Below are 24,707 nucleotides of genomic sequence, written 5' to 3'. Positions count from 1 at the left end.
CCGTGTGCAGAAGAGGGAATTTTTTAGGATTACTTAACTGCAGTAGAAGAACCGTCTTTGTGCCATGTGAAGACACCAAATTCGAAGCCCTTCAGATCGCCTTTCTCATCCCAGTTCAGGTTACCCATCACGGTTGGAACGGCTGCGCCCTCTTTCAGGTTCTTCGCAATCGCATCAGGCTCATCGCTCTTGCTACGTTCGATACCTGCCACCAGCGACTGAATCGCGGCGTAGGTGGTCCAAACGAACGGACCGGTTGGATCTTTACGGTTAGACGCGGTGTTGGCTTTGATCGCATCAACAATCGCCTTGTTCTCTGGCAGTTGGTCATAACGCTTCGGCAAGGTGACAAACAGGCCTTCAGACGCATCGCCGGCAATGTTAGACAGTGAAGCATTGCCCACGCCTTCTGGGCCCATGAAGCCGGCTTTCAGACCCGCGGATTTTGCCTGACGCAGGATCTGGCCCAACTCCGGGTAGTAACCACCGTAATAAACGAAATCGACGTTCTCTTTCTTCAGACGCGCAATCAGCGTGGAGAAGTCTTTATCACCGGCGGTGATCCCTTCAAACAACACCACGTTGCCGCCTTTGGCTTTCAGGGTTTTCTGCACGGATTCCGCCAGACCCTGGCCGTATTGCTGCTTGTCATGCACCACAGCGATACGTTTTGGTTTGATGTGGTCAAGGATGTACGTCGCTGCAGTTGGACCCTGATCGGAATCCAGACCGGTAGTACGCAGCACGTCAGCATAACCACGCGCAGTCAGCTCCGGCGCGGTAGCGGCTGGCGTGATCATCAGCACGCCTTCATCGTTATAGATGTCTGAAGCGGGCTGCGTAGATGAGGAGCACAAATGGCCGATAACGTATTTAATGCCGTCGTTAACCACTTTGTTGGCCACCGCAACCGCTTGTTTCGGGTCACAGGCATCGTCATATTCCACGCCAACCAGTTTGTCACCGTTAACACCGCCTTTAGCGTTGATGTCCTTAATCGCTTGCGCGGCACCGGTAAACTGCATGTCACCGTACTGCGCGACCGGACCGGTTGATGCGCCGACAATGGCAATTTTGATGTCTTTTGCCAACGCCGCGTGACTCATTGCCAGGGCGATGCAGCCCGCCAGTAATGCGCGTCCTTTACTCATATTCATGCGAACTTCCCCATCTGTTGTGTCGTGTCTGTTGTGATTGTTTATTTTCTGCCAGTCAAAGAGGAAAACTCATTCTGCAATAATGGGTTAGCACACTTTTCTGGCATTTATAGGTAATAAGGCTTTATTTTTCAGGTTATTAAACAGGAACTTTCTTCTGTAAAGCAACTGACATATTCAGAATTGACTGAGTGGATCAGCAGAATCGTCTGGTTGTTATGGCCGTTTTTTCAGCAGGATACCAGCGCGTTATGCTGGCTTTTTCAGCGTTCGTTGATGACTTACTCCACAATCCTGGCAAACTGGCTGGCATTTGACCTATTTTCATCAGAAAAAAGTGACAGCGCTCTGACTGTCTAAATTCGCTACACTATCGCCTTTGCACTAGTACAGGTATTAGGTATGAAGCTGACAATCCAGCGCTTAGCATCGTTAACCGCTCAGGACCGTATCGATTTAGCTAAAGTCTGGACCGAAATCGATATTGTGCAACTTGAAGCACAACTCAGCGAAACGCAGCGTCTGTATGTGGCGCGTTTTAACGATAGGGTACTGGCAGCGCTACAGCTGACGATCAGCGGCACGCTGGGGAAAATCACCCGCCTCAACGTACGCGAAGTCACGCGACGTCGTGGCGTGGGACAATACTTGCTGGAAGAGACTATCGCGCAGAATGGCGCGTTAGCGGATTGGTGGATAGCCGATGACGGCGACGCCGATCAGGGCGTGCGCGCGGCCTTTATGCAGGCCTGCGGTTTTCGGGCGCAGGTTGATGGTTGGGTGCGTTGAAGGATTTCGTGCGGTTGGTGAAACGGTGCGCATAAATGCGCACCCTACGAACCCGCGCACCATGCGTAGTTTGTAGGGGCGCCATTTATGGCGACCGATTTGCAGGCAATAAAAAGGGCGACTATCAAGTCGCCCCGTTTTTCCACCTGATGTCTATCAGGCTTCAATCGCCACACGCAGTTTCTTCATGGCGTTCTTTTCTAACTGACGTACGCGCTCCGCAGAGACGCCGTATTTATCGGCCAGCTCCTGCAGCGTAGTTTTGTTGTCATCATCCAGCCAACGGGCACGAATGATGTCCTGGCTACGCTCGTCGAGGCTCAGCATCGCATCGCTCAGCTTGTCCGCAGCGTGTGCATCCCAGTTATCCTCTTCAATGCCATCGGCGAAGTCAGAGGTTTTATCCTGCAGATACAGCACGGGGGCCATCGCTTTGCCTTCGCCCGCTTCATCATCAGACGACATATCGAAGGTCATATCCTGCGCGGCCATGCGCGATTCCATTTCCAGCACGTCTTTGCTGCTCACGCCAAGCTCGCGTGCAACCATTTCTACTTCGTCCTGGTTGAACCAACCGAGACGCTGTTTGCTTTTACGCAGATTAAAGAACAGCTTACGCTGTGCTTTGGTGGTTGCGACTTTCACGATACGCCAGTTACGCAGCACGTATTCGTGAATCTCTGCTTTAATCCAGTGCACGGCAAATGACACCAGACGGACACCGACTTCAGGATTGAAGCGACGCACCGCCTTCATCAGGCCGATGTTACCTTCCTGAATCAGGTCCGCCTGCGGCAAGCCGTAACCGGAGTAGTTACGAGCAATATGAACAACAAAGCGCAGGTGAGACAGGATCAGCGTCTTAGCTGCATCCAAGTCACCCTGGTAATGCAGCCGCTCAGCCAATGCTTTTTCCTCTTCTGCCGTCAGCACCGGCCAGTTGTTAGCAGCCCGGACGTAAGATTCCAGGTTACCCAGAGGAGCAATCGCTAAAGTTTGCATTTCTTTGGTCATTCAAACCCTCACAAATTCAATGGACTTGCTGCACAGTTCCTTGCGCAGACGTTACATTATGTCAACGTCGCGAGAAAACCAGAAGCAATCTGTGCTACTTGGACGACAAAGTTATCCACAAGTTCAATTATAGCAGTGAATATTTTACACACAGATGACGGCGGGGGATATAGGAGAATTCCTCTGCTCCCAGGTCGTCGGCAGCAGAGGAAGAGTATATCAAAAAACGTTGCTTTTGGTTACTGCGGCGTAAATCGGCGTAAATGTTGCACCGTTGCCAGCCAGGCGGCAATCCAGCCGATGATGGCGGCAATCAGCAGTAACAACAGCCCTTCATCCCACGAAAAACCTTCCAGCACAAAGGTGGTACCGAATACGGTGGCAACTTGCGCGACCACCGATTGCAGGCGCAACACCAGCACCTCGGAAAGAATCAGCGACAACACCGCGCCACCAAAACCGAGCAGCGCACCGCCATACAGGAAGGGGCGCAGGACAAAGCCATCGGTAGCCCCAATCAGCTTCTGCACGTTAATGGTATCGCGGCGCGCAAAGATACTCAGTCGCACGCTGTTGCCGATTACCAGGAACACCGCCACGACCATTAACAGGCCAATCATCGACGCAATCTGTCCGACCAAGCCGGTCAGCGCCGCTAAACGCGCGAACCAACTGTCATCCATGCGGACTTCATCCACGCCCTGCACTTTCGCCACGCTATCGCGCAGATTCGCCATGGTGTCCGAATTCTGGAAATTAAGCTTTGGGGTGATGATGGCGACGGCCGGCAACGGATTCTGCTCCAGCATGTCCATCGAGCCGCCAAAGCCAGACCAGTTGCGGAACTCATTCAGCGCTTCTTCACGCGTCAGATAGTTAACGTTATCCACGCCATCAATCTGTTTGAGCTGGGCGGTGACGTTTTCCGCCGCGGTATCATCCAGCGCTTTATCCAGATAAACCGTTAACTGCGGCGCGGGATACCACTGCGTCGCTGCCTGGCTAACGTTCTTCCACACCATGTAGCACACGCTTGGCAGTGTCAGCGAGATGGCAATCACCATCACCGTTAGCAACGTCGCCAGCGGCTGACGCCACATATCCGACAGCGTGCCACGCAGCGCATAGCGCCACTGCTCCTGCCAACCGCCTTTCAGCGCCTTGCTTTTAGAAGGCTGCTTCGCTTTCGGCGCAGGCGCGCGCTTGTTGCGTTTATTGACCATCGTGGCCTCCGTGCAGACGTCCCTGATTGAGCGTCATCACGCGGTAATTCCGCCGTGCGATCAGCCCGACATCGTGCGTTGCCATCAACACCGTGACGCCAACGCGATTAAACTCTTCAAACAGGCGCAGAATGTCTTCGGACAGCGCATTGTCGAGGTTACCGGTTGGTTCATCCGCCAGCAGCACCGCAGGCTTGTTCACCACCGCGCGGGCAATGCCGACGCGCTGCTGTTCACCGCCAGAGAGCTGAATCGGATAGCTTTTCGCTTTGTCGAGCAGGCCGACTTTATCCAGCGCTGCCGACACGCGACGACGAATATCTTCGCCGCTGGCACCGGAAATAATCAGCGGGATCGCCACGTTGTCGTAAACCGAACGATCCATTAACAAGTGGTGATCCTGGAAAATCATACCAATCTGACGCCGCAGGAAAGGCACTTCGCTGTGACGCAGACGCGAAATGTCGTGACCGCTAAACCAGATCTGCCCGGCACTCGGGCGCTCAATGCCACAAATCAGCTTCAGTAAGGTACTTTTCCCCGCACCGGAATGGCCGGTCAGGAACGCCATTTCGCCGGGACGCAGATGGAAATCCACTCCCTGCAGCGCCTGACGTCCTCCCAGGTAAGCTTTACTGACCTCTTCAAAGCGAATCATCCCAATCATTCCTCTCGGGCAAACAGTGCCTCAATAAAGTCTGCGGCCTTAAACGGCCGTAAATCCTCGATGCCTTCCCCAACACCGATATAACGAATCGGAATACCGAACTGATCGGCAACCGAGAAGATCACACCACCTTTGGCGGTGCCATCCAGTTTCGTCAGGGTGATGCCGGTCAGGCCCACCGCTTCATGGAACAGTTTGGCCTGGCTGATGGCGTTTTGCCCGGTGCTGGCGTCGAGCGTCAGCATCACTTCATGCGGCGCATCTTCATCCAGCTTCTTCATCACGCGGGTAATTTTCTTCAGCTCTTCCATCAGGTGCGATTTGTTCTGCAGACGACCGGCGGTATCGGCAATCAGTACATCCACGTTGCGCGACTTAGCGGCCTGAATGGCATCAAAAATTACCGAGGCTGAATCCGCGCCGGTATGCTGCGCCACCACCGGAATGTTGTTGCGCTGGCCCCAAACCTGCAGCTGTTCGACGGCTGCAGCACGGAAGGTATCGCCCGCGGCCAGCATGACTGATTTGCCCTGTGCCTGATACTGACGCGCCAGCTTTCCGATGGTGGTGGTTTTACCCACGCCATTCACGCCAACCATCAGGATGACGAATGGCATTTTGCCACCCACTTCCAGCGGCTGATCCACTTTTTCCAGAATGCCGGACATTTCAGCTTTCAGCAGACCATACAGCGCTTCGGCATCGCGCAGCTGCTTACGGTTAGCCTGTTGCGTTAAATTAGTGATAATACGGCGCGTGGTTTCGACGCCAACGTCAGCGATCAGCAGCTGCTCTTCCAGCTCTTCAAACAGCTCGTCATCAATTTTCTTACCGCGGAACAGGCCGATAAAACCCGAACCGAGGTTTTCGCGGGTTTTAACCAGGCTGCGTTTCAGACGGGCGAAGAAGCCCTCTTTGGTAGGACGCTCCTGCTCCTGCGCAATGATCGGCGCAGCGGCCAGCGGCAGGTCGCTAACGGTATCCTGAGTTTCTTCGGCGAGTTCAGCATCTTCCGCATAGGTTTCCGCTAACGCCAACGCTTCCAGTTCTTCGTCACTTAATGGCGCGTCTTCATCACGTTCTGGCTCATCAATCGCCAGCTCTTCCAGCTGCGGCTCTTCTTCGATCGGCGCCACATCCGGCGGTGTTATCTCTTCCGGCAGTACTTCTTCTTCGATAGCGGTAACCAACTCAGGTTCCTGCTGCTCGACGACCGGCTCTGCAATCAGTTGCGGTTCAACCTGCTGCTGTTCCGCCACCTGTTCGGTAACGGCGACGGTTTCGACAGCCTGCGCTTCGGCGCGATCGAGCGCACTCTCTTCAACGGCAGGCTCAGCGACCACCACCTCGGCAGTTTGCTGCTGTTCTTCAGCGGGTTGTTGCGTCTCTTCTTCTTTGCCAAAGCCTAACCAGGAAAAAAAGCCGCGTTTTTTCTCTTTTGCCATTGTGTGACCCTACTCCTCGATGGCTTATTCCCGGTAGCACGCTTGTTCCCAGGGGATAAAATATTCAATTTTAAGCGGGTGAGCGGCGTAAAAATCAGGTAATTACGCGCGCTATACCAACTCAGTAGTCTAACACTTTCCAGCCAGCGCACCACAGCACCCTTTTTTAACGTTTCTTCTGCCCGCTACGCCCGTTAAACTACGCAACAAATTATGACGAGTTGTGAGCGAAATGAGTAAATCCCCCCGCAGCAGCGGCGCTGCTGGTCAGATCCGCATCATCGGCGGTCAGTGGCGTGGCCGTAAATTACCGGTGCCGGATAGCGCAGGTTTGCGCCCGACCACCGATCGCGTACGTGAAACCCTGTTCAACTGGCTGGCGCCGGATATCCAGCAAGCGCGCTGCCTCGATTGCTTCGCCGGCAGCGGCGCATTAGGGCTGGAAGCGCTGTCCCGTTATGCGGCTTCGGCTACGCTGCTGGAGCTGGAGCGTTCGGTGGCGCAACAGCTGTCACAGAACCTGCAAACGCTGCGCGCCACGCAGGCGAAAGTGGTGCAGACCAACACGCTGCAGTGGTTGAGCCAGCCGGGTGAACCGTTTGACGTGGTGTTTGTCGATCCACCGTTCCGTAAAGGACTGTTACAGGAAACTTTAACGCTGCTGGAGCAAAATGGCTGGTTAGCGGTTGAAGCGCTGATTTATGTAGAAAGCGAAGTGGAAAACGGCACACCTGTCGCCCCATCGAATTGGGATTTGTACCGCGAGAAAATTGCCGGTCAGGTGGCTTATCGCTTATATCAACGCCAACAGGAGACGCACGATGTGGCTTAATTTGGGACGTTTATTGATGATTTGCGTCTGGGCATTTTTGCTGCTCAATCTGGTGCAGCCTTTCCCGACGCCGCTGCGCTATTTCGTGCACGTTGCGCTGTTCTTTATGGTGATTATGCACGGCTTGCAGCTGGTGTTGCTGCGTGCGACGCAGCCGAAAGACGCCCCGAAACTGAGCGGCACAACCCAAGCGAAGATCTTCTTTTTTGGCGTATTTGAGCTGCTGGCATGGCAGAAGAAGCATTATCCGAAGATGTAAAAAGTGCGGTTTATGACCAGGTCGCCATGAATGGCGACCCTACGGAGCCGGGGTAAAACTGACAAAGCGCGTCCCTTTCATTTTCAACTCGCCCTTCGCACCCTTATCGATCTGGTGATAATCATCGGCTTTCACCGTCACTTTAATATCGCTCGCGCCATTCAGCGGATGGAACCAGGCTTCGTACTTCATATCCTCAGCCACAATCTCCTCGCGCTGGCGTGAACGGCGATTGGGCGACGGAAATTCGCGTTTGGTTTTCACTTCCACACTGAGCGAGCGCACCGGCGAGGCATCGTTCACCGCGGTTTCGCGTCGCTGTTTGATAAACTGACGGGTGGCCAAAACGGCAATAATGGCCAGTACGATGAAAAAGATTAGCGGTGGTTTGCTCATGATTTATCTCGTGCTTTGCGTTAATTCGGAACGGGTAAAGACGACAAAGCATACAACCAGAGTCGGCTGATTGTCACATTCTGCGCCGGTAACTTACACTGAAAGGGTGATTTTGGGAAAATTCATCAAATTGGCGGACATTTCGTCCAAAAAAGGGAGAAAACATGCTTTGGTCTTTCCTTGCCGTACTTTTTTCAGGCTGGCTCTACGTCGATGCTTCATACCGCGGTCCGCAATGGCAGCGCTGGCTATTTAAACCTGTCACCTTACTGTTGCTTGTTGCCTGGGCATGGCAAGCGCCAACCTTTAACACCACTGATTATTTGATTGTGGCCGGCCTTGTTGCCACGTTGGTGGGTGACGCGTTGATGCTTTTACCGCGTCAGCAAATGCTCTATGCGCTGGGTGCGTTCTTTCTGTCGCATCTGTTGTATACCATCAGTTTTGCCGCGCACATGACCATGAGTTTCTTCTGGCCGATTCCTCTCACCTTCCTGATTATTGGGGTGATCGTCATCGGTATCCTGTGGAGCAAGCTGGAAGATCTGCGTTGGCCCATCTGCACCCTGATTGGCATGACGCTAGTGATGAACTGGATGGCGGCGGAGAATTACTTCTTCCGTCCAACTGACTTCAGCTTCTCACTGCTTGTGGGTGCCGCGTTGCTGCTGTTGGCCAACATTGTCTGGTTTATCTCACATTACCGCCGCCGTTTCAGCGCCGATAGCGCCATCGTCGCCGCATGTTACTTTGCCGGTCACTTTATGATTGCGCGTTCACTGTGGCTGTACTGAAGATAATGTAACCTTACGCTTGACTCTGGAGTGGACTCCAGAGTGTAGCATCAGGGCGCGGGCATTAGCCCGCCCCTGATTCCGGAGGTTATATGCATCAACATGCCCACTCTTGCGGCTGTGGAAAATCCCACAGTAAGCCGCAGCCGCTATGCTCCATTCGCAGCGTAAAACCCTCAGCATTGAAAATCTCAGCCGTGCAGCCGGTCACACCCGACAGCGAGTGCGGCTGCTGTGACAGCGATAGCGGATCGCCCGGCGGCGAAACTGACGGCGAAAGCGACAGGCCGTCGCTCACCTCGCACCAATTCCGCTGGCAGATTGCCGGTATGGATTGCCCCAGCTGTGCACGAAAAATTGAAACCGCTGTACAACGCGTACCGCAGGTGCAGCAAGCGCGGGTGATTTTCGCCAGTGAAAAACTGGTAGTTGATGCCGAAAAAGATATCCGCGCCGCGATTGAACAAGCCGTGAAAAATGCCGGCTTCACGCTGACCTCTAACGATTCCGCCTCGCCAACACCGGTTGAAAGCCGCTGGCGGGAGAATGCCGGATTGCTGCTGCTTGGCGTATTGATGGCCGCCAGCTGGCTGCTGAGCCAGGTTTCTCCCGTTTGGGGCGATCGCCTGTTTATCGCCACCACGCTGGTGGGTCTGGCGCCGATCGCCCGCAGCGCATGGCAGCTGCTGCGCAACGGCTCGCCGTTCAGTATTGAAATGCTAATGACTATCGCCGCTGCCGGTGCGCTGGTCATCGGCGCGCACGCCGAAGCCGCGATGGTACTGCTGCTGTTCCAGCTGGGTGAACGTCTGGAAGCCTATGCCGCCGCACGCGCACGTCGCGGCGTCACCGCGCTGATGGCGTTACGTCCCGATACCGCCACGCGCATTACGGGCACGCAGCGGGAAAATGTCCGCTTAGAAGCGTTGCAACCTGGCGATGTGATTGAAGTGGCGGCCGGCGGTCGTTTACCGGCGGATGGTGAACTGCTGCACGCCGGCGCCAGCTTTGATGAAAGCGCCCTCACCGGCGAATCGTTGCCGGTAGCGCGTGAGCCTGGCGAACAGATCATGGCCGGCGCCACCAGCCTTGATCGCCTGGTGATGCTGAAAGTGGTTTCCCAGCCAGGCCAAAGTGCCATTGACCGTATTCTGCAGTTGATTGAGGAAGCCGAAACCCATCGTGCGCCGGTTGAGCGGTTTATTGATCGCTTTAGTCGCATTTATACGCCCGCCATTATGCTGCTGGCGCTGCTGGTGATGGTATTGCCGCCGCTGCTGGGCTTTGGCGATTGGTTGCCGTGGATTTATAAAGGGCTAACGCTGCTGCTGATTGGTTGTCCATGCGCGCTGGTAATCTCCACACCTGCCGCCATTACCTCCGGCCTGGCCGCTGCGGCGCGTCAGGGCGCACTCATTAAGGGCGGCGCGGCGCTAGAACGTCTCAGTCGCGTTAGCATGATGGCGTTCGACAAAACCGGCACGCTGACGGCCGGTAAGCCGCAGCTTACCCACATCCAGCCATTTAGCGCGATAGCAGAAAACGCGTTGCTGAGCATCGCTGCTGCCGTTGAGCAGGGTTCCACCCATCCGCTGGCGCAGGCGATTGTTAACGAAGCCGAGCGCCGTCAGCTCACGATTCCGTCAGCCTCGCAGCAGCAAACGCTGGCGGGCAGCGGCATTCGTGCCGAGATCGATAGCGTGACGTATCAATTGCTGACGCCGCGCGAAGCCCGCAATCTCGACGCCGCGCAGCAGCAGCACATCGCTGATCTCGAAGCACAAGGCCAAACTGTGGTGCTGCTGTTGCAGGCGCAGCAGGTGCTCGGCGCGCTGGCGTTGCGGGATCAGCTGCGTACCGAAGCCGCTGGCGCGCTGGCTGAGTTGCAGAAGCTCGGGGTGAAGAGCGTGATGCTAACCGGCGATAACCCACGCGCGGCCGCCGCCATTGCGGCTGAACTCAACATTGATTATCGCGCCGGTTTGCTGCCTGCCGATAAAGTTGAGGCGGTAAGGAAATTGGGTGAGCAGCAATCATTGGCGATGGTCGGCGACGGCATCAACGATGCGCCCGCCATGAAAGCGGCGACGATTGGTATTGCGATGGGTAGCGGCACCGATGTGGCGCTGGAAGCCGCGGATGTAGCATTAACGCAAAACCAGCTGGCGATTCTACCACGCACTATTGTGCTGGCACGGCGCACGCGCGCCATCATTCGTCAGAACGTGGCGCTGGCGTTGGGATTAAAAGTGATTTTTCTGGTCACCACGCTACTCGGCTTCACTGGTTTGTGGTTGGCAGTATTAGCAGACTCCGGTGCCACCGCGCTGGTGACGGCCAACGCCCTGCGATTGCTGCGCCAGCGTTAAGCGCCTTTCTTAATCAAAAACTGGTACGGCAGGCTTTCGGTCTGCTGTGCCAGAAGCTGATGCTCCATGAAGCGGCAGAAACCGGGGATATCGCGCGTGGTGGCTGGATCGTCGGCGATGATCAGCAAGGTTTCACCGGTCTGCATGCTGCGCACGGTTTTACGCACCATCATTACCGGCTCCGGGCAGCGCAAGCCAAGGGCATCAAGCTGATGGTCAGGCGCAGAAAAGGGATCGCTCATGATTCTCTGTCAATAGTTGATGATGGGCGCTCATTCTAGCGCGCGAATTAGGCAACGCAAGGCGATAACGATTGCGTTAAAATTAACCATTGCATAAATTGCGCAACGCGTTAAGATGCCGCCGATTTTTTATTTACCATCGTGTTAACACACGAACTTGGGTTCCCTCACCCCATCACTAAAAAGGCTTATGATGATTGCTTTCTCTGCACGTCAGCGCATGCATGCGCTGTTTTGGCTATCGCTTTTCCATCTGCTGGTGATCACCTCCAGTAACTATCTGGTGCAGCTGCCGATTTCGATCTTCGGCTTTCACACCACATGGGGCGCGTTTAGCTTTCCGTTTATTTTCCTCGCCACCGATCTGACCGTGCGCATTTTTGGCGCGCCGCTCGCCCGTCGCATTATTCTGGCGGTGATGATTCCAGCGCTGGTGATCTCCTACATTGTTTCGTGCGTGTTTTATCAGGGCGCATGGCAAGGGTGGGCTTCTCTGGAAGAGGTGAATCTGTTTGTTGCGCGTATCGCCTGCGCCAGCTTTATGGCTTATGCGCTGGGTCAGATTCTCGACGTGCACGTTTTTAACCGTTTGCGCCGTTTATCACAGTGGTGGATTGCCCCGGCAGCAGCGATGTTCCTCGGCAATATCAGCGATACACTGGCCTTCTTCTTCATCGCCTTTTACAAGAGTCCAGACCCGTTTATGGCGGCGCATTGGGTCGAGATCGCTTTGGTGGATTACAGCTTCAAAGTGCTGATCTGCATGATCTTCTTCCTGCCAGCTTACGGCGTGTTACTGAATGCCATGCTGAAGCGATTAGCTGAGCGTTCCGCGCAGCAGCAGATCAATTTCGGCTAATTACACACATACCCTAAATAATTCAAGTTGCAGGAAGGCGGCAAGCGCTGGCCCGTAGGGAGAGAATCAGTAATGAGCCTCATAATCCCCAGGAGCTTACATAAGTAAGTGACTGGGGTGAATACACGCAGCCAACGCACTTGCAGCTTGAAGTATGACGGGTATACACGAAACGCTACGGCACGCTAAGATTTCCTGACACTCCGGCAGTTGCTTTTGACTGCCGATTCCGTTTTGATAACGCCTGACTGGAATCATGTAAAAGGGAAAAGAATGCGTAACGTAGTGAAATATGTGGGTATTGGCCTGTTGGTTATCGGTCTGGCGGCATGTGACCAGAAGAAAGATGATGCGGCAGCGAACAGCAACGGTGCGAGCGCCAGCCAGTCGGCCCAGACGGTCAATCTGATGGACGGCAAACTGAGCTTCTCACTGCCTGCTGGCATGTCTGACAAAAGCGGAAAACTCGGCTCTGAATCCACCAATATGCACGTTTACGCCGACGAAACCGGTCAGCGTGCGATTATTGTGATTGCGGGTGATCCCACTAATGAAGCGCTTGATGCGCTGGCACAGCGTCTGGAACAGCAGCAGCGCGGTCGCGATCCACAGCTGCAAGTGGTTTCAAACAAAGCGGTCACGTTGAAAGACCAGCCAGCACAGCAGCTGGACACGGTGATTTCTGCTAATAATCAGACGTCATGGTCTTCGGTGATTCTGGCGAAAGTGGACGGTAAGTTGCTGACGCTGCAAATTACCTTACCAGCGGATAACCAACAGCAAGCGCAGAGCGATGCTGATGGGATTATCAAAAGCATCACCCTGAAATAATCCTTAAAATCTGAACGTTTATCGGTCGCCATGAATGGCGACCCTACAAGGGTTCAGTGCAGTTTGGTAGGGTCGCCATTCATGGCGACCTGGTTCTGTAAGCCCCGCCTTACAACCTCACTGGCGAAATGTGCCAGATCTCATCCGCATATTCCTGAATGGTTCGATCCGACGAGAAATAGCCCATGTTGGCGATATTCAGCGCCGCGCTGCGCTGCCACTTATCCGGTTGACGATAAAGCTTGTCCACCTTGTCCTGCGTATCCACATAGCTGCGATAATCCGCCAGTAGTTGGTAGTGATCGCCGAAGTTGACCAAGGCATCAAACAGATTGCGATAGCGCCCGGGCTCCTGCGGACTGAATAGCCCGCTGGCGATTTGCGTCAGCGCCTGATGCAGCTCAGGATCGTCCTCGTAATACTTACGTGGGTTGTAGCCATCGGTGCGCAGTTTCTCCACCTGCGGCGTGGTGTTACCAAAGATAAAGATATTCTCCTTGCCGACGTGCTCCAGCATCTCCACATTGGCGCCATCTAGCGTGCCGATGGTTAACGCGCCATTCAGTGCAAACTTCATGTTACTGGTGCCCGATGCCTCAGTGCCGGCGGTAGAGATCTGCTCAGAGAGATCCGCCGCCGGAATAATGATCTGCGCCAGACTCACGCCATAGTTGGGAATGAACACCACCTTGAGCTTGTTTTTCACCTGCGGATCGTTATTGATCACATTGGCAACATCGTTGATCAAATGAATGATGTGCTTCGCCACGTAATACGCCGATGCGGCCTTGCCGGCGAAAATATTGACACGCGGCACCCATTCAGCGGTGGGATCGGCCTTAATGCGGTTGTAGCGCGTAATCACGTGCAGCACGTTCAGCAGCTGACGTTTGTATTCGTGGATGCGTTTGATCTGCACGTCAAACAGCGCATGCGGATCGAGCACGATATCCAAATTCTTCGCTACCCAATCCGCCAGACGTTTTTTGTTGGCAAACTTGGCATCGGCGATCTGTTCAATAAATGCCGGATAATCGACTTGCGCCGTCAACTCATTGAGCTGACCGAGATCGGTGCGCCAATTGCGACCAATCGCTTCATCCAACACCTCGGACAGCGCCGGGTTGGCCAGCGCCAGCCAGCGACGTGGCGTCACGCCGTTGGTTTTATTACAGAAACGGCCAGGGAATAGGCGCGCGAAGTCAGCGAACAGCGATTGCACCATCAAATTGGAGTGCAGCTCCGACACGCCATTAACTTTGTGGCTCACCACCACCGCCAGCCACGCCATGCGAATGCGGCGGCCATCGTTCTCGTCGATGATCGAGATACGCGACATCAGATCCCAATCATCCGGATAGTATTCCTGAATGGTTTTCAGGAAATAATCGTTGATTTCAAAGATGATGCTGAGATGACGCGGCAGGATCTTACCGATCATGTCCACCGGCCAGCTTTCCAGCGCTTCGGTCATCAGCGTGTGGTTCGTATAGGAGAACACCTGACAGGTCACTTCAAACGCATCGTCCCAGCTGAATTTTTGCTCGTCGATCAGCAAACGCATCAGTTCAGGGATGGCCAGCACCGGATGGGTATCGTTAAGGTGAATGGCGATTTTGTCGGGCAGATTGTCCCAGGTTTCATGCATCTGCCAGTGGCGATTGAGAATATCCTGCACCGTTGAGGAGACGAGGAAATACTCCTGACGCAGACGCAGTTCGCGGCCCGAATAGGTTGAATCATCGGGATAGAGCACGCGCGAGACGTTTTCCGAGTGGTTTTTATCTTCTACTGCAGCGAAGTAATCGCCCTGATTAAACTTACCGAGATTAATTTCGTTACTGGCCTGCGCGCCCCACAGGCGCAGCGTATTGGTGGCGTCGGTATCGAAACCGGGAATGATTTGATCGTAAGCCATCGCCACGATCTCCTCGGTTTCCACCCAGCGCACCCGCGCGCCTTCATGCTGTAAACGGCCGCCGAAACGGACTTTGTAGCGCGTGTTAAAGCGCTGGAATTCCCACGGATTACCGTATTCCAGCCAGTAATCCGGTGATTCGCGTTGCTGGCCGTCGACGATATTCTGCTTAAACATGCCGTAATCGTAACGAATGCCATAGCCGCGCCCGGGTAAACCGAGCGTGGCGAGTGAATCGAGGAAGCAGGCGGCTAAACGTCCCAAACCGCCGTTGCCGAGGCCAGGATCGTTCTCCTCTTCCATCAGTTCGCTGAGATCGAGGCCCATCTCGTCCAGTGCCTGATTGAGATCGTCGTAAATGCCCATCGCCAGCAAGGCATTACCCAGCGTGCGGCCCATCAGGAATTCCATCGACAGATAGTAAACCTGCCGCACATCCTGTGAGAGCTGTGCGCGGCTGGAGCGCAGCCAGCGTTCCACCATACGATCTCGCACCGCCAACAGCGCGGCATTGAGCCACTCATGCTTATTTGCGATCGAGGGATCTTTACCAATAGTAAACATCAGCTTATAGGCGATTGAGTGCTTTAGCGCATCAACCGTCAGCGTGGGTGAGGCATAGGTGAAAGGTGCATTCATATCAAGTATCCCAATCTCTCATTACAGCAAACGTTGATAAAGATCGCGGTAGGCTTGTGCCGCCACCTGCCAACTAAAATCCATCCCCATCGCCTGGCGCTGGACGTAACGCCAGAGTGCAGGACGAGACCACAGAACAAATGCACGCCGAATCGCCCGCAGCAGCGACCAGGCATTACTGTCTTCAAAGGTAAAGCCGCTGGCGACGCCGTCTGCCAGGTTCTCCAGCGAACTGTCTTGCACCGTATCCGCCAGCCCACCGGTGCGACGTACCAGCGGCAACGTGCCATATTTCAAACCGTATAGCTGCGTTAAGCCACACGGCTCAAAGCGGCTCGGCACCATAATGACATCCGCACCGCCAACAATACGGTGCGAGAAAGCTTCGTGATAACCAATCTGCACGCCAACGCGGCCCGGATGTTCTGCCGCCGCGGCGAGGAAACCTTGCTGCAGCTCTGCGTCTCCCTGACCAAGCAGCACCAGTTGGCCGCCTTGGGCCAGCAAGCCCGGCAGCGCTTCCAGCACTAAATCCAGCCCTTTCTGTTTAGTCAAACGGCTGATGACACAGAACACTGGCGCTTTGTCATCTACCTTCAGACCCATAGCAATCTGTAGCTGGCGCTTGTTCTCGGCTTTGCTCTCCAGCGTTTCACTGTCGTAGCGCGCGGTGAGCAACAAGTCATGCGCCGGATCCCAAATCCCCGGGTCGACGCCATTCAGAATGCCGCTCAGCCGCCCTTCACGCAGCCGCTGTTCAAGCAGGGATTCCATGCCGTAACCAAATTCTGGTCGGGTAATTTCCAGCGCGTAAGTGGGGCTGACCGCCGTAATATGATCGGCATAAAATAGCCCCGCCTTGAGGTAGGAAATCTGCCCGAAGAACTCCAGGCCATGCATATCAAAGTAGGCGCGAGGAATCTGAATCTCATCCAGATGGCGTGCAGAAAACAGCCCCTGGTACGCCAGATTGTGCACCGTAAACACCGTTTTCGCCGGGCCTCCGCGCGCGGCGATATAGGCGCAGGTTAAGCCGGCGTGCCAGTCATGCGCGTGCACGATATCGGGCTGCCAGTTCATATCCAATCCGCTGGCAATCTCCGCGCCCATCCAGCCGAGCAGCGCAAAGCGCAGGTAATTATCGACATAAGCAAATTGCGATGTGTCGTGATAAGGACTGCCGGGACGTTCATACAATCCCGGCGCATCAATTAAATAAATACCAACGCCGTTGAATTGTCCAAAAAGTAAACGAACCGGCCCGGCAAAAGTTTGTAGCTCCGCCACAATTTCAGTATCAGGAATCCCTTTACGCAGATCCGGATAGGCGGGAATCAGCACCCGCGCATCCGCACCTTCGGCTATTTGCGCCTGTGGTAATGCACCGACCACATCAGCCAATCCGCCCGTTTTTAACAGCGGGAAAAGCTCTGAACAGACATGTAAAACCAGCATCCTGAACCCCTATTGTTATCGCATGCGTTCCACGCGGCAATTTTCTCTATGCTCTTTCGTTACTTACTGACCGCTCCGGCCAATTTGGCCAACATGGCGCGCGTCACCAGTACGATGCCCTCTTCTGAACGGTAAAAACGTCGGCTGTCTTCATCAGGGTTTTCGCCAATGACCATGCCTTCTGGCAATTCGCAGGCGCGATCGATCACGCAGCGACGCAGACGACAAGATCGGCCAACCACTACGTCGGGCAGCAGCACTGCAGAATCAATATTGCAAAACGAGTTAATGCGGATACGTGGGAATAGCACCGAATTCACCACCACCGAGCCCGAGATGATGCAGCCGCCAGAAACCAGCGAATTCATCGTCATGCCGTGGCTGCCGGAACGATCCTGCACAAATTTCGCCGGTGGTAATGGCTCCATATGGGTGCGAATCGGCCAGCTGTGGTCGTACATATCCAGTTCGGGCGTTACCGAGGCTAAATCGAGATTGGCGCGCCAGTAAGCCTCCAGCGTCCCGACGTCGCGCCAGTATGGCTCAGCGTTCTCGTCGATCTGCACGCAGGATAACGTGAAGGAGTGCGCGTACGCCTCGCCGCTAGCGACGATTTTTGGCAGCAAATCTTTACCGAAATCGTGACTTGAATCAGCCACTTGCAGATCTTCTTCCAGCAGTTGATAAAGATAATCGGCGTTAAACACATAAATGCCCATGCTGGCCAGCGCTCGGCTGTCGTCACCCGGCATTGACGGCGGTTTCGGCGGCTTTTCGACAAAATCGATCACGTTGTTTTCGGCATCAACCGCCATTACACCAAATGCGGTGGCTTCGGCTAACGGCACCGGCAAGCAGGCGATGGTACATTTGGCACCGCGATCGACGTGGTCGAGCAGCATGCGCGAGTAGTCCATTTTGTAGATATGATCCCCGGCGAGAATCACGATGTACTGCGCGTTGTAGCGGCGAATGATGTCGAGGTTTTGCGTCACCGCATCGGCGGTACCGCGATACCAATGTTCGGTGGCGGCGCGCTGCTGCGCCGGCAGCAGATCGACAAATTCGTTCATCTCCTCGTTGAACAGCGACCAGCCACGCTGAATGTGCTGCACCAGCGTATGTGACTGATATTGGGTGATCACCCCGATGCGCCGTATGCCCGAGTTGATGCAGTTGGACAGCGCAAAGTCGATGATGCGGAACTTGCCACCGAAATGCACGGCAGGTTTGGCGCGTTTCGCGGTGAGATCTTTCAGACGCGTACCGCGCCCGCCAGCAAGGATCAAGGCAACCGTTTGTGTAGGGAGCTGGCGCGCCAGCATCAGATGATCTGTTCTATCTAATTTAACCATGTCTGACTCCTTATGATTGCTTTAGGAACACGCACACACCGTGTGCGGGACCGTGCCAGACAGTTGTATGAATGGGGTTATCTTCCCCGGCGAAAGGAGGAATGGCATGCCACTCTCCGTCTGGTAAGGCGATATCACTCACCGATTCCGTGGCGTTTATTGTTATTAACCAGCGGCCGGAGAGCAGGATCTGCATTCTGTGCGTCCCCTGTTCCCACTGATCTTTCTCCAGTGGTTTGCCGCTGGCATTGAACCACTGCACATTGCCGTCGCCTTCCTGCCACCAGCCATCCAGCGTCAACGCAGGAATGCGCTGGCGCAGGTGGATTAATGCGGCAGTGAAGTCGACCAGCCCAAAATCATCTTGTTGCCAGTCGAGCCAGGTGAGCGGATTGTCCTGGCAATAAGCGTTGTTATTACCGTGCTGACTGTGACCCCGCTCGTCACCTGCCAGCAGCATCGGCGTGCCTTGCGCCAACAGCAGCGTAGTGAGCAAGCCATGCACGCTGCGCCGCCGCCGTTCGACAATATCGAAATGGACCTGCAGCCCTTCTTTGCCGTGGTTATGGCTGAAGTTGTTGCTGCTGCCATCACGATTGTCTTCGCCGTTGGCCTGATTGTGTTTGTTGTTGAAGCTCACCACATCACGCAGCGTGAAGCCATCGTGAGCAGTGATCAGATTAATGCTGGCGTGCGGCAGACGCGCCTCACGCTGAAATACGTCGCTGGATGCAGCAAAACGACGGGCAAAATCGCCGTTATTCAGCTGGCCATGGAGCCAGTAACGACGCGCCGCATCGCGAAAATGGTCGTTCCACTCGGCGAAGTCGGACGGGAAATTGCCAACCTGATAACCGCCAGGCCCGATATCCCACGGCTCCGCAATCAACTTCACCTGTGAGAGCAGCGGACAGGCTTTGATGGCGGCAAACAGCGGCGCATCCTGTTGAAATTCCGGCGTGCGGCCTAATACGCTGGCAAGATCGAAACGGAAGCCATCAATGTGGCACGCACGAACCCAATAGCGCAGCGCCTCCAGTACCCATTCCATCACCTGAGGATGGCTGAGATTTAGCGTGTTGCCGCAGCCGGTCCAGTTTTGATAATCGCCGTTGCCATCGAGCCAGTAATAACTGGCGTTATCCACGCCGCGCTGTGAAATCGTCGGCCCTATCTCTTCCAGTTCGGCGGTGTGGTTGAACACCACATCCAGAATCACTTCAATGCCCGCCGCATGCAGCACTTTTACCGCCTGCTGAAACTCCTGCAGCGGCGATAAACCGTTTTCACCCGACGCGTAACGAGCATCGACCGCCCACAGGGCAAACGGGTTGTAGCCCCAGTAATTACTCAACCCCAGACGGCGTAAACGCGGTTCGCTGGTGAACTGGGCAATCGGCAACAGCTCCAGCGCGGTGATGCCAAGATGGCGCAGATACTTCACCATAGCAGGATGACCCAGCGCCGCATAAGTGCCACGCAGCCTTTCCGGAATTTCCGGATGCTGCATCGTTAATCCGCGCACGTGCGCTTCATAAATCACCGTGTTGCCCCACGGCGTACGCGGCGCCTGATCGTCTTCCCAGGCGAAATCTTCAGCAATCACCAGCGATTTCGGCGCGATGGCGGCGTTATCCCGCGCATCGGGTTCACGGTCGCCGCCGTGAAAACGCGCGTCATCCGTTACCTCACCCGCAACTGCTTTGGCGCAGGGATCGACCAGCAACTTGGCAGAATTGAACCGATGTCCCTGCTGCGGTGCCCACGGGCCATGCACGCGATAGCCGTAGCGCTGGCCGGGCTTCAGTGCGGGAAAATAGCCATGCCAGATATCACCGCTGCGCGCGGGCAGCGCAAAACGGCGCTCCGCACCGTGCGCATCAAACAGGCACAGTTCAACACGCTCGGCGTGCTGGGAAAACAGCGTGAAATTGACGCCGTGCCCATCGTAATGCGCACCTAACGGTTTCGGCTGTCCCTGCTCCAGCATCAGTCGCTCTCCCGCACCAGCCAAAGCGTTGCCAGCGGCGGCAAGGTCAAGCTCAGCGACTGCGACCGACCGTGACTTTCAATTTCATCGGTATGCACCACGCCGTGATTACGCGTATCGCTGCCGTGATAATCGTGTTGGTCGGTATTCATTATCTCGCGCCAGCCGCCACGCTGATTTACCCCAAAGCGATAGTTGTGACGCGCCACCGGCGTAAAGTTACTGACCACGATGATTTCATTGCCGTCGCGATCGCGGCGCACAAAGACAAACACCGAGTTCTCATGATCATCGACCACCAACCACTCAAAACCTTGCCCATCAAAATCGAGCTGATGCAGCGGCGCATAGTGGCGATAGGTGTGGTTAAGATCGCGTACCAGACGCTGCACGCCGTTGTGCCAGTTATCCTCACCTTCCAGCAGATGCCAGTCGAGGCTGCTGTCGTGATTCCACTCGCGCCCTTGCGCAAACTCGTTGCCCATAAACTGCAGCTTCTTGCCGGGGAAACCCCACATCCAGCCGTAATAGGCACGCAGGTTAGCGAACTTCTGCCAGGCATCGCCCGGCATGCGATCGAGGATCGAGCGCTTGCCGTGCACCACTTCGTCATGCGACAGCGGCAGCACAAAGTTTTCGGTGTAGTTGTAGAGCATGCCGAAGGTCATCAGCTGGTGATGGTAGCGGCGATGCACCGGATCGAGCTTCATGTAATCCAGCGTGTCGTGCATCCAGCCGAGGTTCCATTTGAACCAAAAGCCGAGGCCGCCATCCTCTGAGGGACGCGTCACGCCAGGATAATCGGTGGATTCTTCCGCCACCGTGACGCTGCCCGGCGCGGCGTGGCCCAATACGCGGTTGGTATGGCGCAGGAATGAAATCGCTTCGAGATTTTCTCGCCCACCAAATTGATTGGGTACCCATTCGCCTTCGGCGCGACTGTAGTCGCGGTAGATCATCGAGGCCACCGCATCCACACGTAATCCATCAATGCCGAAGCGCTCCATCCAATATAAGGCATTGCCGGAAAGGTAATTGCTCACCTCGCGGCGACCAAAGTTGTAGATCAGCGTGTTCCAGTCCTGATGAAAACCTTCGCGTGGATCGCTGTGTTCATACAGCTCGGTACCGTCAAACTTCGCCAGGCCAAAGTCATCGCTGGGGAAGTGGCCCGGCACCCAATCAAGTAGCACGTTGATGCCGGCGTCATGCGCAGCCGCAACAAAATGGCGAAACTCATCGCGCGTACCGAAACGGCGCGTGGGCGCATACATGCCAAGCGGCTGATAGCCCCAGCTGCCGTCGAACGGATGTTCGTTAATCGGCATCAGTTCGATGTGGGTGAAGCCCATCTCTTTGACGTAAGGGATGAGCTGTTCGGCCAGCTCCTTGTAACTTAACCAGAAGTTGTCATCGGTATGACGGCGCCATGAACCCAGATGGACTTCGTAAATAGAAATTGGCTGGTCAAAGCCATTGGCGGCTTTGCGCTGCGGCTGCATTTCGGTTTTCGGCGGTAGACCACAGATCATCGACGCCGTTTGCGGCCGCATCTGCGCTTCGAAGGCAAAAGGATCGGCTTTGATGCGCATCTGACCGCTATTATCAACGATTTCAAATTTGTACAGCTGGCCATTCACCGCGCCCGGAACAAACAGTTCCCAGACACCGAGTTCGCGCCGGAAGCGCATCGGATGGCGGCGGCCATCCCAGAAATTGAACTCGCCCACCACCGATACGCGCCGCGCATTCGGTGCCCAAACGGCAAAGCGCGTGCCATGCACGCCATCAATGGTGGTGCCGTGCGCGCCAAGGGTTTCGTAAGGACGCAGGTGCGTACCTTCGCCCAGCAGCCAGGCATCCATCTCTGCCAGCAGCGGGCCAAAGCGATAGGCATCATCAATCAGGTTTTGCTGGCCGTGCCAATTTACCGCCAGCTGATAGCCGAACAGGTTTTTACGGCGTGGGATCACGCCACAAAAAAATCCGCGCGAGTCGAGACACGTAAGCTGGGCGCATTTGCGTCCAGTGTTGGTTTCAATCACCCATACATCGGAGGCATCGGGCAGCAGCGCGCGAACTTCAAGGCCTGCGGCCGTTTGGTGCATCCCCAGTAATGAAAAGGGATCGGCGTAATTCCCGGCAAAAAGGGCATTGATCGCCTGGCGATCGGGAAGCTCTGACATGACTTTCTTCCTATGATTTTGCGCAGGCGACCAGAGTCGGCAGGATTATCGCCTCGGGTGCGCTGCTTTTCATTGAGCCATAGGTACACCGCGAGGACACAACCGTCCGTGGGAAAGATCTTCACCGTGTACAACAACCATTCAGTTCGAAAAAACGAAAACAGTTAACAACCGGCACATCTCTGTTAAATCATAGCTTGGGGATGGCAGAAGCCATGGAGGATCGTGAAATATTGTTGTCGGGCGAGCAAAAAAGGGAAGCGGATCACTTGTCAGGCGCAATTTGCATAATTTTTTGCAGCCTGGATAACTAAAAAAAGGCCGGGAAACCCCGGCCTGTCTGGTTTACCGCTGCGCTTAGTCGATCAACAAACGCAGCATGCGACGCAGCGGTTCAGCGGCACCCCACAATAACTGATCGCCCACGGTGAAGGCAGAAAGGTATTCCGGCCCCATGTTCAGTTTGCGCAGGCGACCCACTGGCGTAGTCAGCGTGCCAGTGACGGCGGCTGGCGTCAGTTCACGCATGGTGATTTCACGGTCGTTTGGCACCACTTTCACCCACTCGTTGTGGGAAGCCAGCAGCTGTTCGATTTCGCTCAGCGGCAGGTCTTTTTTCAGCTTGAGGGTGAAGGCCTGGCTGTGGCAGCGCAGGGCGCCAACACGCACACACAAGCCATCAACCGGAATCACATTGCGGGTACGCAGAATCTTGTTGGTTTCCGCCTGGCCCTTCCACTCTTCGCGGCTCTGGCCGTTATCCAGCTGTTTGTCGATCCACGGAATCAGGCTGCCCGCCAGGGGTACGCCGAAGTTGTCGGTTGGCAAGGTGCCAGAGCGGGTGAAATCGGTGACGCTGCGTTCGATATCCAGAATGGCGGAAGCCGGATTCTGCAGCGAGCTGGCCACGTGGTCATGCAGCATGCCCATCTGCGTCAGCAATTCACGCATATGGCGCGCACCGCCGCCCGATGCCGCCTGATAAGTGGCAACCGACGCCCACTCAACCAGATCGTTGGCAAACAGGCCACCCAGTGACATCAACATCAGACTCACGGTGCAGTTGCCGCCGACGAAGGTTTTGATGCCGTTGTTGAGGCCCTGACGAATCACATGATGGTTAACCGGATCGAGAATGATGATCGCATCATCTTTCATGCGCAGCGTGGAAGCCGCATCAATCCAGTAACCCTGCCAGCCGCTTTCGCGCAGCTTCGGATAGACTTCACTGGTGTAATCGCCGCCCTGACAGGTGATAATAATATCCAGCGCCTTCAGCGCCTCGATATCAAAAGCATCCTGCAGCGCACCGGTCGACTTACCGCCGAACGTCGGCGCCGCCTGACCAAGCTGTGACGTGGAGAAAAAGACCGGATTGATGACATCAAAATCGCGTTCTTCGCTCATACGTGACATCAGCACTGAGCCGACCATGCCACGCCAACCAATAAAACCTACATTCTTCATTTTCTGTCCGTCTCGGGTGTTCTCGAAGGAAGCCCTAAGTGGTGCGAGGAAAAGACGGGCCGGATAATCCTGCCCGTCTGCGTAATAATCAGGTTTACCTATGACCGTCAACTCTACAAAATGCAGCACTTCTGGCAAGTGAATTAATTCGATTGCGCTAACTTTTTCAGCAGTACAACTAATAATGGCCTTGGCCAAATGGATAGGATGGTTTACCTGACATGACTGAAATGATATCCGCGACCATATTGCTGCTGTTAATTATGGACCCGCTGGGCAACCTGCCGATCTTTATGTCGGTATTGAAGCATCTGGAGCCCAAGCGCCGCCGCGTGGTGCTGATGCGCGAAATGCTGATCGCGCTGATTCTGATGCTGCTGTTTCTCTTCGCCGGTGAACGTATTCTGACGTTTCTGAATCTGCGCACCGAAACCGTGTCGATCTCCGGCGGCATCATTCTGTTCCTGATTGCCATTCGCATGATTTTCCCCTCCGAGGAGAGCAGCAGCAGCGGACTTCCGGCTGGTGAAGAGCCATTTCTGGTGCCGTTGGCGATTCCGCTGGTTGCCGGCCCTTCGCTGCTGGCGACGCTGATGCTGTTATCACATCAATATCCCAATCAAATGACGCACCTGGTGGGGGCGCTGCTGATTGCCTGGGGTGTAACAGTAGGAATTTTGCTGATGTCGGGACTGTTTTTACGTCTGCTGGGTGACAAAGGCGTTAACGCGCTGGAACGTCTGATGGGGTTGATTTTGATTATGCTGGCAACGCAGATGTTTCTGGATGGGATACGCACTTATCTGAAGCTGTAGTGCAA

General features: G+C 55.1%; 21 protein-coding genes. 8 read left to right on the top strand and 13 right to left on the bottom strand.

Translation table 11 applies throughout. The annotated features are described in order from the left end of the window. Positions 1-29 precede the first annotated feature (29 nt). Positions 30-1,157, bottom strand: coding sequence for a branched-chain amino acid ABC transporter substrate-binding protein (locus AC6I8K_RS01545; protein ID WP_064737935.1), 1,128 nt, complete (start codon positions 1,155-1,157; stop codon positions 30-32). A gap of 402 nt (positions 1,158-1,559) precedes the next feature. Between AC6I8K_RS01545 and panM the strand changes: the two genes are divergently transcribed. After that, complete coding sequence (gene panM, locus AC6I8K_RS01540; protein ID WP_497826127.1) at positions 1,560-1,946, top strand: aspartate 1-decarboxylase autocleavage activator PanM; 387 nt, start codon at positions 1,560-1,562, stop codon at positions 1,944-1,946. Between the two features lie 156 nt (positions 1,947-2,102). Here panM and rpoH read toward each other — a convergent pair whose 3' ends face one another. The 4 genes from rpoH to ftsY all read right to left on the bottom strand — a co-directional run bounded on the left by rpoH (position 2,103) and on the right by ftsY (position 6,295). Then, positions 2,103-2,960 (bottom strand): RNA polymerase sigma factor RpoH, encoded by an 858-nt coding sequence (rpoH, locus tag AC6I8K_RS01535; protein WP_064737937.1) that lies wholly within the window; start codon positions 2,958-2,960, stop codon positions 2,103-2,105. A 239-nt stretch (positions 2,961-3,199) separates the two neighbouring features. Continuing rightward, positions 3,200-4,183, bottom strand: coding sequence for a permease-like cell division protein FtsX (gene ftsX / locus AC6I8K_RS01530; protein WP_497826126.1), 984 nt, complete (start codon positions 4,181-4,183; stop codon positions 3,200-3,202). Then, on the bottom strand, positions 4,173-4,841 hold the full coding sequence (ftsE, locus tag AC6I8K_RS01525) for a cell division ATP-binding protein FtsE (RefSeq protein ID WP_008109888.1): 669 nt from the start codon (positions 4,839-4,841) through the stop codon (positions 4,173-4,175). The genes ftsX and ftsE overlap by 11 nt, the downstream gene beginning before the upstream one ends. A 5-nt stretch (positions 4,842-4,846) precedes the next feature. Then, complete coding sequence (ftsY, locus tag AC6I8K_RS01520; RefSeq protein WP_497826125.1) at positions 4,847-6,295, bottom strand: signal recognition particle-docking protein FtsY; 1,449 nt, start codon at positions 6,293-6,295, stop codon at positions 4,847-4,849. 232 nt (positions 6,296-6,527) lie between these two features. Here ftsY and rsmD point away from each other — a divergent pair, with 232 nt between their 5' ends. Continuing rightward, on the top strand, positions 6,528-7,127 hold the full coding sequence (rsmD, locus tag AC6I8K_RS01515) for a 16S rRNA (guanine(966)-N(2))-methyltransferase (protein ID WP_497826124.1): 600 nt from the start codon (positions 6,528-6,530) through the stop codon (positions 7,125-7,127). After that, positions 7,117-7,386, top strand: coding sequence for a DUF1145 family protein (locus tag AC6I8K_RS01510; protein ID WP_064737941.1), 270 nt, complete (start codon positions 7,117-7,119; stop codon positions 7,384-7,386). Before rsmD ends, AC6I8K_RS01510 begins: the two co-directional genes overlap by 11 nt. A gap of 39 nt (positions 7,387-7,425) precedes the next feature. On the opposite strand, the gene AC6I8K_RS01505 is transcribed toward AC6I8K_RS01510, so the two are convergent. Beyond that, a complete protein-coding gene (locus tag AC6I8K_RS01505; RefSeq protein WP_064737942.1) occupies positions 7,426-7,782 on the bottom strand; it encodes a DUF2500 domain-containing protein in 357 nt (118 codons plus the stop codon). Between the two features lie 164 nt (positions 7,783-7,946). Between AC6I8K_RS01505 and AC6I8K_RS01500 the strand changes: the two genes are divergently transcribed. Continuing rightward, complete coding sequence (locus AC6I8K_RS01500; RefSeq protein ID WP_064737943.1) at positions 7,947-8,576, top strand: lysoplasmalogenase; 630 nt, start codon at positions 7,947-7,949, stop codon at positions 8,574-8,576. A 92-nt stretch (positions 8,577-8,668) separates the two neighbouring features. Next, a complete protein-coding gene (locus AC6I8K_RS01495; RefSeq protein ID WP_497826123.1) occupies positions 8,669-10,945 on the top strand; it encodes a zinc/cadmium/mercury/lead-transporting ATPase in 2,277 nt (758 codons plus the stop codon). Here the strand turns inward: AC6I8K_RS01495 and tusA are convergent. Next, complete coding sequence (tusA, locus tag AC6I8K_RS01490) at positions 10,942-11,187, bottom strand: sulfurtransferase TusA (RefSeq protein WP_483816623.1); 246 nt, start codon at positions 11,185-11,187, stop codon at positions 10,942-10,944. The genes AC6I8K_RS01495 and tusA overlap by 4 nt on opposite strands. Before the next feature lie 193 nt (positions 11,188-11,380). Between tusA and AC6I8K_RS01485 the strand changes: the two genes are divergently transcribed. After that, positions 11,381-12,046: a 7-cyano-7-deazaguanine/7-aminomethyl-7-deazaguanine transporter gene (locus tag AC6I8K_RS01485; RefSeq protein WP_483817944.1), complete on the top strand. Its 666-nt coding sequence runs from the start codon at positions 11,381-11,383 to the stop codon at positions 12,044-12,046. A gap of 273 nt (positions 12,047-12,319) precedes the next feature. After that, positions 12,320-12,877, top strand: coding sequence for a DcrB family lipoprotein (locus AC6I8K_RS01480; protein WP_483816622.1), 558 nt, complete (start codon positions 12,320-12,322; stop codon positions 12,875-12,877). Positions 12,878-12,986: 109 nt separating this feature from the next. Here the strand turns inward: AC6I8K_RS01480 and glgP are convergent, their stop codons facing one another. The 6 genes from glgP to asd form a co-directional block, all read right to left on the bottom strand. After that, the gene (glgP, locus tag AC6I8K_RS01475; RefSeq protein ID WP_064737947.1) at positions 12,987-15,434 is read right to left on the bottom strand and encodes a glycogen phosphorylase; all 2,448 of its coding nucleotides are present in this window, start codon (positions 15,432-15,434) and stop codon (positions 12,987-12,989) included. Between the two features lie 21 nt (positions 15,435-15,455). Further along, positions 15,456-16,889, bottom strand: coding sequence for a glycogen synthase GlgA (gene glgA, locus AC6I8K_RS01470; protein ID WP_064737948.1), 1,434 nt, complete (start codon positions 16,887-16,889; stop codon positions 15,456-15,458). 59 nt (positions 16,890-16,948) lie between these two features. Beyond that, on the bottom strand, positions 16,949-18,244 hold the full coding sequence (gene glgC / locus AC6I8K_RS01465) for a glucose-1-phosphate adenylyltransferase (protein WP_064737949.1): 1,296 nt from the start codon (positions 18,242-18,244) through the stop codon (positions 16,949-16,951). Between the two features lie 10 nt (positions 18,245-18,254). Next, the gene (glgX, locus tag AC6I8K_RS01460) at positions 18,255-20,234 is read right to left on the bottom strand and encodes a glycogen debranching protein GlgX (RefSeq protein ID WP_497826122.1); all 1,980 of its coding nucleotides are present in this window, start codon (positions 20,232-20,234) and stop codon (positions 18,255-18,257) included. Further along, positions 20,234-22,420: a 1,4-alpha-glucan branching enzyme gene (gene glgB / locus AC6I8K_RS01455; protein ID WP_483816620.1), complete on the bottom strand. Its 2,187-nt coding sequence runs from the start codon at positions 22,418-22,420 to the stop codon at positions 20,234-20,236. The genes glgX and glgB overlap by 1 nt, the downstream gene beginning before the upstream one ends. A gap of 357 nt (positions 22,421-22,777) precedes the next feature. After that, positions 22,778-23,887, bottom strand: coding sequence for an aspartate-semialdehyde dehydrogenase (gene asd, locus AC6I8K_RS01450; protein ID WP_497826121.1), 1,110 nt, complete (start codon positions 23,885-23,887; stop codon positions 22,778-22,780). Positions 23,888-24,108: 221 nt separating this feature from the next. On the opposite strand from asd, the gene AC6I8K_RS01445 reads away from it, so the two are divergent. Further along, on the top strand, positions 24,109-24,702 hold the full coding sequence (locus tag AC6I8K_RS01445; protein ID WP_064737953.1) for a YhgN family NAAT transporter: 594 nt from the start codon (positions 24,109-24,111) through the stop codon (positions 24,700-24,702). The last annotated feature ends 5 nt before the right edge of the window (positions 24,703-24,707 follow it).

Source organism: Pantoea sp. X-Soil-ISGK-421 (genome assembly GCF_059730785.1).
This window is presented reverse-complemented; position numbering and strand designations above follow the sequence as displayed.

Coding starts and splice junctions, on each gene's coding strand:
- AC6I8K_RS01445 (WP_064737953.1), top strand. CDS start 24,109: ATGACTGAAATGATATCCGCGACCATATTGCTGCTGTTAATTATGGAC.
- tusA (WP_483816623.1), bottom strand. CDS start 11,187: ATGAGCGATCCCTTTTCTGCGCCTGACCATCAGCTTGATGCCCTTGGC.
- panM (WP_497826127.1), top strand. CDS start 1,560: ATGAAGCTGACAATCCAGCGCTTAGCATCGTTAACCGCTCAGGACCGT.
- AC6I8K_RS01500 (WP_064737943.1), top strand. CDS start 7,947: ATGCTTTGGTCTTTCCTTGCCGTACTTTTTTCAGGCTGGCTCTACGTC.
- AC6I8K_RS01495 (WP_497826123.1), top strand. CDS start 8,669: ATGCATCAACATGCCCACTCTTGCGGCTGTGGAAAATCCCACAGTAAG.
- rsmD (WP_497826124.1), top strand. CDS start 6,528: ATGAGTAAATCCCCCCGCAGCAGCGGCGCTGCTGGTCAGATCCGCATC.
- asd (WP_497826121.1), bottom strand. CDS start 23,887: ATGAAGAATGTAGGTTTTATTGGTTGGCGTGGCATGGTCGGCTCAGTG.
- glgP (WP_064737947.1), bottom strand. CDS start 15,434: ATGAATGCACCTTTCACCTATGCCTCACCCACGCTGACGGTTGATGCG.
- glgX (WP_497826122.1), bottom strand. CDS start 20,234: ATGCTGGAGCAGGGACAGCCGAAACCGTTAGGTGCGCATTACGATGGG.
- AC6I8K_RS01505 (WP_064737942.1), bottom strand. CDS start 7,782: ATGAGCAAACCACCGCTAATCTTTTTCATCGTACTGGCCATTATTGCC.
- ftsE (WP_008109888.1), bottom strand. CDS start 4,841: ATGATTCGCTTTGAAGAGGTCAGTAAAGCTTACCTGGGAGGACGTCAG.
- AC6I8K_RS01485 (WP_483817944.1), top strand. CDS start 11,381: ATGATTGCTTTCTCTGCACGTCAGCGCATGCATGCGCTGTTTTGGCTA.
- ftsY (WP_497826125.1), bottom strand. CDS start 6,295: ATGGCAAAAGAGAAAAAACGCGGCTTTTTTTCCTGGTTAGGCTTTGGC.
- glgC (WP_064737949.1), bottom strand. CDS start 18,244: ATGGTTAAATTAGATAGAACAGATCATCTGATGCTGGCGCGCCAGCTC.
- AC6I8K_RS01510 (WP_064737941.1), top strand. CDS start 7,117: ATGTGGCTTAATTTGGGACGTTTATTGATGATTTGCGTCTGGGCATTT.
- rpoH (WP_064737937.1), bottom strand. CDS start 2,960: ATGACCAAAGAAATGCAAACTTTAGCGATTGCTCCTCTGGGTAACCTG.
- AC6I8K_RS01545 (WP_064737935.1), bottom strand. CDS start 1,157: ATGAATATGAGTAAAGGACGCGCATTACTGGCGGGCTGCATCGCCCTG.
- AC6I8K_RS01480 (WP_483816622.1), top strand. CDS start 12,320: ATGCGTAACGTAGTGAAATATGTGGGTATTGGCCTGTTGGTTATCGGT.
- glgA (WP_064737948.1), bottom strand. CDS start 16,889: ATGCTGGTTTTACATGTCTGTTCAGAGCTTTTCCCGCTGTTAAAAACG.
- glgB (WP_483816620.1), bottom strand. CDS start 22,420: ATGTCAGAGCTTCCCGATCGCCAGGCGATCAATGCCCTTTTTGCCGGG.
- ftsX (WP_497826126.1), bottom strand. CDS start 4,183: ATGGTCAATAAACGCAACAAGCGCGCGCCTGCGCCGAAAGCGAAGCAG.